Genomic DNA, 13,391 nt, shown 5'->3' on the forward strand with positions numbered 1-13,391 from the left:
AAAGAACAGAGCCGGTTTTTCGGGCCTGTTCTGATCTTGTTTTTCATGACTTAGCTGTTTAGGCGGTGTGTAATTCGCTCGGTTCTCAGTTGCAGACGGCGAGACAGTAAATAAAATATCAGGCTTAAAACAGCGCTCATTAAACTTATAGCTATGATTATAATATTTGCCCAATATGAAAGCTGTTGAGCCTGTCTTACCTGTGGCTCAACACTTTGAGCTAACGGTGTTAAAGCCTTTCCATAAACCTGGTGCTGCATGATCCAAAGCTGTTCTGGTTTAAAACCATACTCAATAAAGTCTGGATCAGTCTTCTCTGCTTTGACCAGTTCCACTATATAGGGAATAGCTGTATTTTTATCTGCAGGCTGGTGCAATAAGGCCGTTTGCGCGAGTATATAAGCTTGAACCGGTTTTTCTACATTTTCCTCAGCCAAGTAGTGTGCAATCGCACTATCTTGAATATTACGCTCATAATGTACCAGCTCATGCGCAGCTTCTTTTTCTTCATTGTTTAGGTCATATTGCACATAAGTCAAACCTGACCAGATAATGATAAATGCAATGAGCCATCCAACGAATTTTAAAATAAATGACTGAAAGCGAATATAAAAAAAATGAAATTTTCTGAGAAAATAAACTGTGAAAAATGCACCAAAGAAAGCTGCAAACAGTTTTAAGAATAACCAGCCAAACCATGACAGTAAATTAAAAAAATAATCGTGCTGTGGTGCAAGATCTGTCAGGCTAGCTTCGAGAGTTAAAGGTAAATGTAGTTGTTCTACTTGTTGAGAAAGACCAAAAAAACTATAGATAAAATCCTGCTGTAAAAACATGGCAACCACACTTGCAATAAATAAAGTACTGGTCGTTACGCAAAGTAGCATCACTTTATGCTGACGCTTTTTCAATACCAGCATCCCTGTTTCGATCTGTTTAGAACTCAACGCATATTCATCTAAAGGTGGCAAATAATATCTCCAAAGATTAATCAGGTATACTTAGGCTATTAATATAACAAAAACAGCTTAAGGTTTATTTGTCCCCGAATTTGATTCAAGCACAAGTTGATTCAGATTATCTTGTAACATACGCAATCGGCTGGTAGCTTCCTGACGTTTTTGCATACCTTCTTTCTGTACCTGAATCACATCATTTACTGTTTTAATGAGGGTATTTTGGACATGTTCAAGGGTTTCAATATCAATGACTGACCGCTGGTTGGCTTTAGCAGTATCTACAGAGTTCTGATGCAAAAGCTCTGCGTTACGGCGTAGTAATTCATTGGTTGCATCATCAATACTATTGGCAAGCTGTACACTGTTTTTCTGCTCGTTAAGCGAAATAGCCAAACTAATCTGGTTTTTCCAAGCCGGTAAGGTAATGTTTTTAATGGCATAAAACTTGTCCACCAGCATCAGATTATTGGACTGAATAATCCGGATCATTGGCAAAGTCTGCATAGCAGATTGCTGTAAAACCTGAAGGTCACTGATACGTTTTTCCAGATTATTCGCTAGATGATTTAAATCATAAATTTTTTGTGTAGTCGGCTGGTCTTGGGGGGGCTGTTCACTGAGCTTAGCGATTTGCTGCTGAATATCTTGCTGTTTAAGTTTTCCCGCAGCGACATAAATACCCAGCTGCCGATACTCATCCTGTACCCCATTAAACATTTTATCCAGTGTATCAACCCGGGCTTTTAACCCGGTCTGTGAAATTTCAATTTCTTTTACCAGAACATCAATCTGCTCTTTAGTAGTATGAAACTGCTGGTCAAAGTTCTGTTTGGCACCTTTAATCTTACCCAGCAAATTACCCAGAAAACCTGAACTTTTGGGTTTGTTTAAAATACTGGAAGTATTCAGCTGCTGAGCAACCTGTACTACCTGGTTGAGTTTCTGGCCGGTAGCATCGAGGTCTTTGTTCTGGACTAAATCTAGCAATTCATCCGTATAACAAGAGGTTTTAGTCGCAATATTTTTCCCATATTCAGCGACAGTATGATGACTCATATCATTTAACTCTTTATGGGCATTCTGGACTTCTGTAAAGTCTGAACCCTTTAACCCTATTTCCTGTAAATTTAGTTGCTGAAAATCCTGCTCCGATAAGTCTCTCGAAGTAACTATCGTTAAATCATTTTTTTCCAGATCGGCCATAATTCACCCTGCTTCGGTTTACTTTAATGTTTCTCTAAAGACTTCTTCAATGTTCTGATCAGATTTTCCCGGCTATTATCCAGCTTCTCTAATTCTGCATCGGAATGCTTTAAATTTGTCTGCTGCACATGGTATTGCCAAGCAGGAATCAGTACTTGCTGAGCTTCTTTAAACCGGTCTAAAAGACTAAAAGAAAGCTGCTGTGAAAGACGTATTTGTGTAATGGCAATATCATTACTTGCCTGTAACGTTTGTAATGTATTAATTTTTTTAGATAATCTTTCTGCAAAATTATCTAATGGATGCTGGTTTTTAATAAAGGCTGGATATTCATTAAGAAACTCCTGTGCAGCTACAATATATTTCGCCATTTGTTCCCGTAAACCCAGTAATTGCTGAAAACGCGCCTGTGATTTCTGAATCTCAATCTGTAACCGTTGACTCAAATGATCAGCCTGAGCAAGTAACCGGTCCAGATTTCTATAATATTCCACCTGCCCTGATTGATACTCGATATCAATTCCCAGCCATTTCTGTAATGCATTGAAATTACGTTTTTTCAGATATTTTTTAGAGTCAGCTAAAGCCTGAATCAGCTGTTCAATAGTCTGGCTTAACTGCCGGGTTAATTCAGGGTCTACTCCATTGAGGAGTACGGACTGTGCTTGAACCAGATGCTCGGCATAATGATTTAACCGGTATTGATCATAAATCAGAGGAACCAGATCATTGCGTTTTATGGTCAAAGTTTCTTGAGGAGTAACCTCAATCTTGGACAATGGAATGAGTTCTTGGAAATGCTGCATATAGACGCCGGGTATCGCCTCAAACAGTAAAATAGACTGATAATAAAATAACAGAACAATATGAAGTGAAGCTGAAAGCTATATTTTCAATTTAAACCAAATCTTTCAGACTACAAGCCGAAATAGCAGTTTTTACGTTTAAGTTTTGTCATAGTTAATTGAATAACTACAAAGAATAATGCCGTGAAATTTCACGGCATTTGATCTAACGATAATCACCCTCTCGCTCAGGCTGATATAGCACCTTTTCAATTTTTACTTTCATAAGGTGACCATCAGGTTGCGGCCATTCAATTTCCTGGCCTTCTGCCAGCCCTAAAATAGCAGCACCTATAGGAGCAAGTACATTGACTTGTCCTTTATCACCGCGAAAATCATGCGGATAAACCAGCTGGATTTCAGTCGGTTCAGTTGAAGGGGCTATCGTGATCAGCACTCGGGTATTCATGCTGACCACATTAGCTGGTATTTCATGTGGCTCTACTACTTCAGCCCGAGCAAGTTCATCTTCCAGATGTTCTATAGTCTGAGTCATATGAGATTGATGCTCGAGCATGGTTTCAAGACGATGCAAGTCCTGTGAAGAAATAATAATATTTGGTTTAGCCATATAAACTGACTCCTTCCATTTTAAATAAATATTGCAACGCTATAGATGTATATTTTCTGGTCTAGAAATAATTAATTACTTATCAGAAAAGTATTTTTCCACCCTGTTGTTTTTTATAAAACAACAAAAAGCTCCCCTTAAGAGGAGCCACAAAACATATAAAATGTAAAGAATGAAAAAAGTTATCCTTTACTGTATCCAGTTAAATGAAGAACGCTAATCTTTAAACAATAAGTTAAGCCTATTCATAGATGTAACATCTTAAACCAAGTTTCTCAACCATTTAATTTATAGCTTCTCAAATACTGATATAAGTTACCAAAATTAAACTTATACTTTTGGCTTACTATTCCACCACAATCATATATTTTCTTTTATTATTTTCATCCTATACTTTTTTAATCTTCCCCAAAATAAAAATGAATATGAAAGAAAAAATTCTTATGACTGTTTTTTTATCTTTATCAATCGCAGCTTGTCAAAGGCAGCCACAAGAGACAGACACGGCTCAACCATTGGACTCCAGCTCTCCTCTCGCCGCTCAGCTTGATCAGGCAGGTGAGAAAATTGGAAAATATCTGGATCAGTTAGACAATCCTAAGACCTCTCAACAAAAACGGATACAGATTTTATGCAAAGATTACCCTACCGTATATAAAACTGAATATATGCCTGCATTACTCAAACTACATTCAAATGAATATACTGCTGAAGGTTTACTTTTTGATCTGGATATTGTCTTAGACTTTTATAAAAAGGGCGCGAATATAGAATGCTAGACTTTCTATATTGCTCATATTATTTTATTAACCAAGTTATTCTGGTTATCTTCTTTTACTAAAATATTGAATATAAATTTTTTATAAACTTTCTTATTAGCAGAAATTCCTCTATTAAAAAATTTTTGATGTGAGCAAAAACAGAACTCATATTTTTACCATACAGAATAAGCCAGTTATCTTAAATATAAAATAGTGCTTTTAACTTTTTTATTCTTGCCTTAAGTTTAAATTGTTAGACAATGTCATTGTCTTTGTAAGCTATTGCTTTATATTGCTATAGACACGGCGTACAACAACAATAAATGGTAGATCATAATGGAATTAGAACTATTAGGTGAGCTATTTGGTGTAGAAATCCACCGACCTCTGCAAAGAGAAGAAATAAGAAAAGCGCTTATAGCCCGAAACGAACTAAGAGATCAATTAAAACAGGAGAAAAATCTTAGTAGCGACCATATTACATTGCAACTTAACGACAAGATTCATGTATTTGCCTACAGACTCGAAGAGAGTGAATCAGAACAATTTTATAATTATTTAAGTGAAGAATGTAAAAAACTAAAACCTGAACAAGATGAGCAGAGTCTTATCTCTACCTCTAATAATACACTTAAAACAGAAATCTCTCCCCTCTCTAGTGAAACTATGGAAGAGAAACAACCCATGATATGGAAATTTTTACCTTGGGTACTCGGAGTGATTTTTTTATTATTACTTTTCTCATTATTCACTTTTAGGTGATATACCTTTATATAGTGAAAGAGATAGGTTTAACCACCAAACAATCTAAGAGAATAAAAATAAAATATTATAAGATTAAAAATTTCTTGCTAAAGCTATTGATCTTTAGATTTTGAATAAGTTTGCTTTAAAACTATTATTTATAAAGAACTGTTTATGGGTTTATTATAGATATATGAACTTAAATAAAGCACAGTTTATAACACTAAAAAAGCTCCCACTTATGGGAGCTTTTTTAAAGAAATCACTTACTGAGCATAAACCGGGAATTTAGCGCAAACCGCTTCCACTTTCGCTTTTACATCAGCAATAACATTTTCATCGCCTTTGCTATCTAAAATGTCAGCCATCCAGCCAGCAAGTTCACGCACCTCAGCTTCACCAAAACCACGAGTAGTGACTGCTGGTGTACCTACACGGATACCCGAGGTAACAAATGGAGAACGTGGATCATTTGGCACGGAATTCTTATTCACAGTAATGTGGGCTGCGCCTAACCATGCATCTGCATCTTTACCTGTAATATCCTGTTTAATGAGTGATAACAGGAATAGATGGTTAGATGTACCGCCAGAAACGACATCATAACCACGCTCAATAAAAACTTGCGCCATGGTTTGAGCATTTTTAACCACTTGTTGCTGATAGGTTTTAAACTCATCAGACATAGCTTCTTTAAAGCAGATTGCTTTGGCCGCAATCGCATGCATTAATGGACCGCCTTGGTTACCTGGGAATACAGCAGACTGAAGTTTTTTCTCAATCTCTTCATTCGCTTTTGCCAGAATCAGACCAGAACGTGGGCCGCGCAAAGTTTTATGGGTAGTGGTTGTGGTTACATCAGCAATTTGAACCGGGTTCGGGTATACACCTGCTGCCACCAGACCTGCAACGTGGGCCATATCAACAAACAGATAAGCACCAACTTTATCAGCAATTTCACGGAAACGCTGCCAGTCAACAACCAGACTATATGCAGAGAAGCCTGCAACGATCATACGTGGCTTATGCTCTAAAGCCAGACGCTCAACTTCTTCATAGTCGATTTCGCCAGTTTCCGGGTTCAGGCCATATTGCACTGCATTATAGGTTTTACCGGAGAAGCTTACTTTTGCACCATGGGTTAAATGGCCACCATGAGCAAGACTCATACCTAAAACGGTATCGCCCGGATTCAGCAAGGCCAGGTAAACAGCAGAGTTTGCCTGTGAACCTGCATGGGGCTGAACGTTTGCATAGTCAGCACCAAAAAGTTCTTTAGCACGATCAATTGCCAATTGTTCAATAACATCAACATGCTCACAACCACCGTAGTAGCGTTTGCCTGGATAGCCTTCTGCATATTTGTTAGTGAGTTTTGAACCTTGCGCTTCCATAACCGCTGGAGAACAATAGTTTTCAGAAGCAATTAACTCGATGTGCGCTTCTTGGCGCTCACCTTCGGCAGCAATTGCCTGAGCTAATTCCGGATCAAATTCAGCAATAGAGATATTGGCAAACATTAGCGAGGTCCTATTAATTTAGGGCTTTTAAGCCGTGCTAAGATTGGCGCGTATTGTAACATGAAGTTTATTATTAAACAGAATGAACTTTACTCAGTTTTAAATAAAAATGGCTCATATTAAAAAACATGAGTCATCGCTTTAAATTCAGGTTATTGACTTGGCATTAGAGATTTTACATCCGAGATAATATTAGCCATATTCAACCCGTAAACACTGCCATGATCCCATTTGGTAGTAAGGACGAAGTTCATTTATACCAGGTTCACCGAGCCCTTCATAGTCAAGTGCTACCAGCATATAATCAGACTGAAGCAGGCCGTTAATCATATTTTTAATAACCGGATTTAGACTACTCCGGCTCGGTGCCCACTGATCAGCCACACCCGTCGTGCCATGTGCCCATGCAACTATCGGTCATCCTTTTGCTAGAGGTGTTCCCTCCGGGGTGAAAACTAACGCAGTAGCTTGTGTTTCTTTATTATTAATTTCGAGCATTTTATAGGCCATAACAACGCTTTCACCGGCAATAGCCACGTCTGTTTTGGTATAGGGGCTACAGGCGTAGCTAATACCGGGTTGTCTATATTATTTACTGGTATGGAAGGAACAGGCGTACTGACATTCTGGTTATCGTTGTCATCACTATCATTACACGCCGTCAAACCGATACTTATTGCAAGTACAGTACAGGTCAATACATGTCTTTTCATTATTTTATATCCTTATTTTAAGTTATTATCATTCACTGATTTTTAGGGTGTTCTTTCTTCTTCATGACACCCGTTCCCAATTTTTATAAAAAATAGCAAGAAATTTGTTTAATTATTCTCATATATAAATTTTAGAAACCAGATTGAAGGATTTTTTTCTTCAAAATAAGGTGAATGAAAGTCGAATTATTTTAGAAGCGACGTAATTTGTGGCTCAACTTGGTAAATGATGAGCTAAAAACCCTTCAATTAAAGCCCTGACAGGGTTTTTAAATTGTCAGAATAGAAATAATAATGTTAGATTTTGACTTTCTCTTTTGTTCAGGCATATTTTTCAACATGCAGGCCATTATTCTCGATACTGAAACACATACACTCAATGGACTACCGATTGAAATTGCCTACGCACCTGTCCAAATTGCTCAAGGCCGTTTGAGCCTAGACAAAAGTCAGTTATTTGACCAGCTCTACAGTATTGGTGAACAGTCAATTTCTTATGCCGCGATGGCAGTACATCATATTCTAGAAGCCGATATTGCTGGTCAGCCTCATTATAAGGACTTCAGTTTACCTGCCGAAACTGTCTATATTATCGGTCATAATATTGATTATGATATTCGTACCATTGAAAAATGTGGCATAGATACCTCAAATATTAAAGCTATTTGCACTCTGGCGCTGGCCCGCAAGGTTTGGCCCGATGCTGAGGCACATAACATCTCTGCACTGATTTATATGATCAGTAAAGGAAGTGATAAAGCAAGAGAATTACTCAAAGGTGCTCACCGTGCAGATGCCGATATTATTTTAACTGCAAATATACTCATGCATATTCTTTACCATCTAAATATTCAGAGTATTGAAGAACTTTATACTGCATCAGAAGACGCACGGATACCCCGTATTCTGAATTTTGGTAAACACCGTGGTACCGCAATTAAAGAATTACCTGGTGACTATGTAAACTGGCTGTTACGTCAAGAAGAGCTGGATCCTTATCTACGTAAGGCCCTAGAACAGACCCTAGTTTAGCCCCTTGATATTTAAAAATTTGTTCATCAAACTTTAATTTTTTTAATGTAGGGTTGCCTTGACTGATTAGGGGAAGTCGGGGCAATGTCTGATTATCAAAAAACACCATTAGGTATAGAAGTTTTAAAAAACAGATCAATTCATCTAAATGTACGCCAGAGACGTTTACTTATTCTGATTGGTACACCAGATTTTGATATACTTACGCCACAATTCAAGCAACGAATTGCAGAACCTGAGGTACTAGACCAGCTTTATAATATGGGACTAATCAGTTTTGAAGGTCAGCAAAAAGAAAAACTCATATCAGCAGACCAATTTGAAATAGAAACAGCCCCGATAATATTAATAAGTGATGACAGGCAAAATGAAATTATATATTCAGAGCGGTCCACTTCTAACGCTAAAATAAATGTTGAGCTCTTAGGGCTTCTAGCTATAAAAGAGTTAATGACGAGTCTGTTAAAACAATATTGTGGCTTAATGGCCAAACAGCTTATTGATCGCATTCAGCAAGCACACCATATTGAACACTTAAAACTTTGTCAGATGCAATGGCTGACGTGTCTGCAAGAAAGCCGGCTTCCACCATCAGAGCTTAACCGCGCCATGCAACAGATTAATCAGTCTATAGAGTATTTAAGACAGCATTGAAAATGACTTATTAAATCAGTCATTTTTACAAGTCAAAGATGACTGATTACCCTATACTCATTCCTTAGTCCGTAATTTTAAAATATATTTATAGGCAATTTTTTAGTTTATTTTTTACTCTTACTTGCTGCTATCGAATAGCTCAAATTAGATTAACTCATGAAATGATACATCTAATATTTGTGAAAATAATAAATATGCCAATACCTTCTATGATCTTGGTTGAGTAAAGTATCAAGACAGCTTCATACAACACAAAATGCTATGATAACTTTTTCACCTAGGCTCTCTTATAAGTTTTAAAATTCTCTAAAATAGGATTCTGGATATACGCTCGCTTCCCTACATACCCTAAATAAAAGGATTCTGCATGATTTCCATCTAAAGCTAAAAATACTCGTGATATAACGTCATTTTCAATAACAATAACATATTAATTTTTTTCAATATTTTAAGTAACTTATTTACTTTTAACTTACAGATTAAAATTAACGATTGCACTGTACAATAAAAAAATTATGCAAATTAAGCTGGATAAAATACAACCTAAATAATTTTTTAGAAGACTATCTACTCTAATATTATATCGATCTTTAAATTCGACTCCATAAGATGGAATTACTTCTGAAAAAGTATAATTTGGATTTAGCTCCAATTTTTTACTATTTGAGTTTGTGACTTCTTCTAGAAAAAACCTGTAAAAGCGGGATGCCTCTTCCCTTTCTAAGCGATGAGCAAATACATGGATCTGTCTGTCTAGCTGTAAATGAACTTCATAAAGTGATTTATACTTATCACGGACTAAATATTCTGCCAGAGCATTTTTTGCTTGTATTAAGGCTTTCACCTCAATACGTGAAATAGGTAAATAAATATTTACGCCAAACAATTCACCTGCCAAGCCTTTTTGCATGAAGAATGCCCCTTTTTTCAGGAGGGATATAATATCAATTAAATATAATACAATACATAAAAAGTCTTAATTAGTTCTACTACTATGGCCTGATGTAAAAACTTAGGGTTTAAAATTGAAAAAACCTCTGGTTAAGAGGTTTAATTTATTAGAAAATTTTTGATCTGACAGAATCTCCTGCCAAGTCTCCGTAAAGGCAAAAAATCAGAGTCAATATCACTACAATTGCGATAAATGATAGCCATCTCAAGATTCTCATGACAGCTCCTCATAATTTTATGAGTTTCACTTTTATCAATACAGATATATTTTTAATAATACAATTACTGTGCCTTGTAATAGGTATCAAAGTATTACTTAAACTCTGTGATTCTAGTGGAATGGAAGAAATTTTCTATCTTTATAATCTAATTGTAGCCTGAAAACATCCATTCTTCAGATAATATTATATACAGAATATATGCAGTTTAGTGAGATACCTTGTGCCTTCTATCATACTGGTTATTATAGTTGTTTTAGCTTTTTTACTTATTATACAGCACTACTTTATAGATAGTCCTAACCTAAACACAGCAGAACAAATACTCTTAATTATTCTTTTTGCTGTGCTGGTTGCTATATTGCGTGGTTTTATCCTTCATAAGAAAAATTTTATATGATTGCATATCAAAAATATCGTTATATATAAGCCATCATTTCGGCTGTTCATAGTCATTCTTATTTTTAGTAAGCCTTATCTAGCGAGGCTTATAGGATGTTATCGATTCTTATCATATATAAAAATGGTGCGCTCGGCGCGCACAAGAATAAAGTTTTATCTTTTTGATTAATAAATATAAAAAATTAATTCTTAACAGCATATACCGTATAAATATTATCTATTTTATATCTTACTTATTGATTGCCCCCCTGCATGAGTTTTCAGGCAATCGGAGCATCTATACAAGATCACAATCACTTGTAAATCTTCATAATAATACTGGGTAATAGTAAATAGTTTTTACTACAAATTGTGCAATTACACTATTTCCCTTTACAGGAACGTCTTTAATAGCACTCTCCCATGCTTCACACTAGGCAGAATCCGTCATCTGCTCAAGATAGCAACTATAAAAAGTTAAACAATTTTTCACAACTTGTATTTCTTAAAGAAACTAGTTCCGCATCAGCAAATCATAAAAGCAGATTTCACCTCTCAATATTAAAAATGGATCCAATCTATACTTTTATGGTACATTTTTTGTTGACTATTAGCATAAATAATCATAAATTGGATCCAATTGATAAGGAGATCAGAATATGTTCATTAAAAATGCTTGGTATGTGGCAGCACGTCCTGAAGAAGTTATGGAAAAGCCATTAAGTCGTCAGATCTGTGGTGAAAAAATGGTATTTTATCGTGGTAAAGAAAATAAGGTCTATGCAGTAGAAGACTTCTGCCCACATCGCGGTGCTCCACTCTCTTTAGGCTTTGTAGAGGATGGCAATCTGGTTTGTGGTTATCACGGCTTAGTTATGGGCTGTGATGGCAAGACAGTTGCTATGCCTGGACAGCGTGTTCGTGGTTTTCCATGTAACAAGAGTTTCAGTGTTGTAGAGAAATTCGGTTTTATCTGGGTATGGCCAGGTGACCAGTCACTTGCAAGTGAAGATCAGTTACCTGAACTTGAATGGGCAGATAATCCTGAATGGGCATATGGTGGTGGATTGTTCCACATCAATTGCGATTATCGTCTGATGATTGACAATCTGATGGATCTTACTCATGAAACTTATGTTCACTCAGCCAGTATTGGACAAAAAGAAATTGATGAAGCAGCACCTACTACTCGTATAGATGGGGATCATGTCATTACAGAACGCTATATGGAAAATATCTATGCACCTCCATTCTGGCAAATGGCATTAAGAGGCAACAATCTGGCTGATGATGTTCCGGTAGACCGCTGGCAGATCTGTCATTTCTTTGCGCCAAGTAATGTTCATATTGAAGTTGGCGTAGCACATGCAGGTAAAGGTGGCTATCAGGCAGCTGCCGAGCATAAAGTATCTTCTATTGTGGTGGACTTTATTACGCCTGAAACAGAAACCTCTCACTGGTATTTCTGGGGTATGGCCCGTCACTTCCAGCCAGAGAATGCGGAACTGACAGATCAGATCCGTGAAGGACAAGGCAAGATTTTCTCTGAAGATCTGGACATGCTGGAACAGCAACAACAAAACCTGCTCCGCTACCCTGACCGCAAGTTGCTGATGCTGAATATTGATGCAGGCGGAGTGCAAGCGCGCAAAGTGATTGATCGTCTGATTAGCCAAGAACAGGTTAACGAGATTGCAGGCAGAGAGCAGATTCCGTCAGTCACGCTTGGTTAAATAGTTAAAGTTTTAGAACAGTATTTTGATTTTTTAAATTTTAGGAGCGGCACTCACATGGAAGTGACTATTCATCAGATCCATCAACACAATTCTCAAATAAATTCATTTGAGCTCATGAGTTGTAATGGGGAGCCTCTACCTCCTTTTAAAGCAGGTGCTCATATTGATGTATATATGGGCGAAGGCTTAATACGCCAATATTCCTTGGCGAATTGCAGCAGTGAACAGCACCGCTATGTAATTGGTGTACTGAATGATCCAAACTCACGTGGTGGCTCACGCTTTATGCATGAACAGTTACAGGTGGGGCAACGCATTCAGATTAGTGAACCCCGCAACCTGTTTGAGCTGAATACAGAGCTTGAACATGCAGTCCTATGTGCAGGCGGGATTGGGATTACACCAATTCTGGCAATGGCCAAAGAGTTAAAACGACTGAACAAATCTTTCAAGCTGTTTTACTTTGTTAAAACCCGTTCGGCAGTGGCTTTTCATGAGGATCTCAATCTTCTAGGTGATTCAGTTCATCTGCACATTGATGATGAAGCCGCCACACATTGCAACTTACTAAGTGCGCTTGCTCAGTCTGACTTAGCACATCATGTTTATGTATGTGGTCCACAAGGTTTTATGGATTTCGTGATTCAGACAGCACAACAGCAATCCTGGCCTGAGACGCATATTCATAAAGAACACTTTAGTGCTCCAGTAATTGATAACAGTGAAGACGGTAGTTTCACTATTAAAGTTCAAAAAACCGGTCAACTGATTCATGTAGCACAAGACCAAACAGCTGTACAGGCACTTGAAGCTGCTGGCGTGAATATTCCTGTTTCTTGTGAACAGGGGATTTGTGGTACCTGTTTAGTGACAGTTGTCGAAGGTGAAATTGACCACCGGGATATGTACTTAACTGAAGAAGAACAGGCGGCTCAGGATCAATTTACTCCATGCTGCTCGCGTGCAAAATCTAAAATGCTAGTTATTGATCTTTAAAAAATAAAAAACTGCTATCTCATTAAAAATAGCAGTTTAATCTTTCTCCACTTTCCACCCTTCTGCACCCTCAGAAGGGATTTTTTTATTTAAAGAAAAGGCTT

The 13,391-nt window shown here is 37.2% G+C and carries 14 protein-coding genes; 6 read left to right on the plus strand and 8 right to left on the minus strand.

From position 1 onward, the window contains the following. Window positions 1-50: 50 nt before the first annotated feature. From B3R63_RS03630 to rnk, 4 genes are all read right to left on the minus strand, one after another. Window positions 51-971 carry a hypothetical protein gene (locus B3R63_RS03630; RefSeq protein ID WP_286728331.1) on the minus strand — a complete coding sequence of 307 codons (921 nt, stop codon included), beginning with the start codon at window positions 969-971 and terminating at the stop codon, window positions 51-53. A 57-nt stretch (window positions 972-1,028) separates the two neighbouring features. After that, entirely contained in the window at window positions 1,029-2,162 is a 1,134-nt protein-coding gene (locus tag B3R63_RS03635; RefSeq protein ID WP_286728332.1) for a toxic anion resistance protein, read from the minus strand. Between the two features lie 23 nt (window positions 2,163-2,185). Then, entirely contained in the window at window positions 2,186-2,968 is a 783-nt protein-coding gene (locus B3R63_RS03640) for a tellurium resistance protein (protein ID WP_286728333.1), read from the minus strand. 205 nt (window positions 2,969-3,173) lie between these two features. Then, entirely contained in the window at window positions 3,174-3,578 is a 405-nt protein-coding gene (gene rnk / locus B3R63_RS03645) for a nucleoside diphosphate kinase regulator (RefSeq protein WP_005019540.1), read from the minus strand. Between the two features lie 419 nt (window positions 3,579-3,997). Between rnk and B3R63_RS03650 the strand changes: the two genes are divergently transcribed. Continuing rightward, on the plus strand, window positions 3,998-4,357 hold the full coding sequence (locus B3R63_RS03650) for a hypothetical protein (RefSeq protein WP_248122021.1): 360 nt from the start codon (window positions 3,998-4,000) through the stop codon (window positions 4,355-4,357). Between the two features lie 318 nt (window positions 4,358-4,675). Continuing rightward, window positions 4,676-5,101 (plus strand): hypothetical protein, encoded by a 426-nt coding sequence (locus B3R63_RS03655; RefSeq protein ID WP_286728334.1) that lies wholly within the window; start codon window positions 4,676-4,678, stop codon window positions 5,099-5,101. 248 nt (window positions 5,102-5,349) lie between these two features. On the opposite strand, the gene glyA is transcribed toward B3R63_RS03655, so the two are convergent. From glyA to B3R63_RS13875, 3 genes are all read right to left on the minus strand, one after another. Beyond that, a complete protein-coding gene (gene glyA, locus B3R63_RS03660) occupies window positions 5,350-6,603 on the minus strand; it encodes a serine hydroxymethyltransferase (RefSeq protein WP_005019534.1) in 1,254 nt (417 codons plus the stop codon). Window positions 6,604-6,795: 192 nt separating this feature from the next. Then, on the minus strand, window positions 6,796-6,987 hold the full coding sequence (locus B3R63_RS13870) for a hypothetical protein (RefSeq protein WP_286728335.1): 192 nt from the start codon (window positions 6,985-6,987) through the stop codon (window positions 6,796-6,798). 71 nt (window positions 6,988-7,058) lie between these two features. Beyond that, window positions 7,059-7,316, minus strand: coding sequence for a hypothetical protein (locus B3R63_RS13875; protein ID WP_286728336.1), 258 nt, complete (start codon window positions 7,314-7,316; stop codon window positions 7,059-7,061). A 339-nt stretch (window positions 7,317-7,655) separates the two neighbouring features. On the opposite strand from B3R63_RS13875, the gene B3R63_RS03675 reads away from it, so the two are divergent. Together B3R63_RS03675 and B3R63_RS03680 are read left to right on the plus strand one after the other, a co-directional pair. Further along, entirely contained in the window at window positions 7,656-8,348 is a 693-nt protein-coding gene (locus B3R63_RS03675) for a 3'-5' exonuclease (protein ID WP_111281678.1), read from the plus strand. Window positions 8,349-8,432: 84 nt separating this feature from the next. Continuing rightward, window positions 8,433-9,002, plus strand: a complete 570-nt coding sequence (locus B3R63_RS03680; RefSeq protein ID WP_119878824.1) for a hypothetical protein — start codon at window positions 8,433-8,435, stop codon at window positions 9,000-9,002. Between the two features lie 475 nt (window positions 9,003-9,477). Here B3R63_RS03680 and B3R63_RS03685 read toward each other — a convergent pair whose 3' ends face one another. Then, entirely contained in the window at window positions 9,478-9,915 is a 438-nt protein-coding gene (locus B3R63_RS03685; protein ID WP_119878823.1) for a hypothetical protein, read from the minus strand. 1,299 nt (window positions 9,916-11,214) lie between these two features. Between B3R63_RS03685 and B3R63_RS03690 the strand changes: the two genes are divergently transcribed. After that, entirely contained in the window at window positions 11,215-12,288 is a 1,074-nt protein-coding gene (locus B3R63_RS03690; protein ID WP_286728337.1) for an aromatic ring-hydroxylating oxygenase subunit alpha, read from the plus strand. 57 nt (window positions 12,289-12,345) lie between these two features. Continuing rightward, window positions 12,346-13,287 (plus strand): PDR/VanB family oxidoreductase, encoded by a 942-nt coding sequence (locus tag B3R63_RS03695; RefSeq protein WP_286728338.1) that lies wholly within the window; start codon window positions 12,346-12,348, stop codon window positions 13,285-13,287. Window positions 13,288-13,391: the final 104 nt, after the last annotated feature.

The organism is Acinetobacter sp. UBA1297 (assembly GCF_002307755.1).
GTDB lineage: Bacteria > Pseudomonadota > Gammaproteobacteria > Pseudomonadales > Moraxellaceae > Acinetobacter > Acinetobacter radioresistens.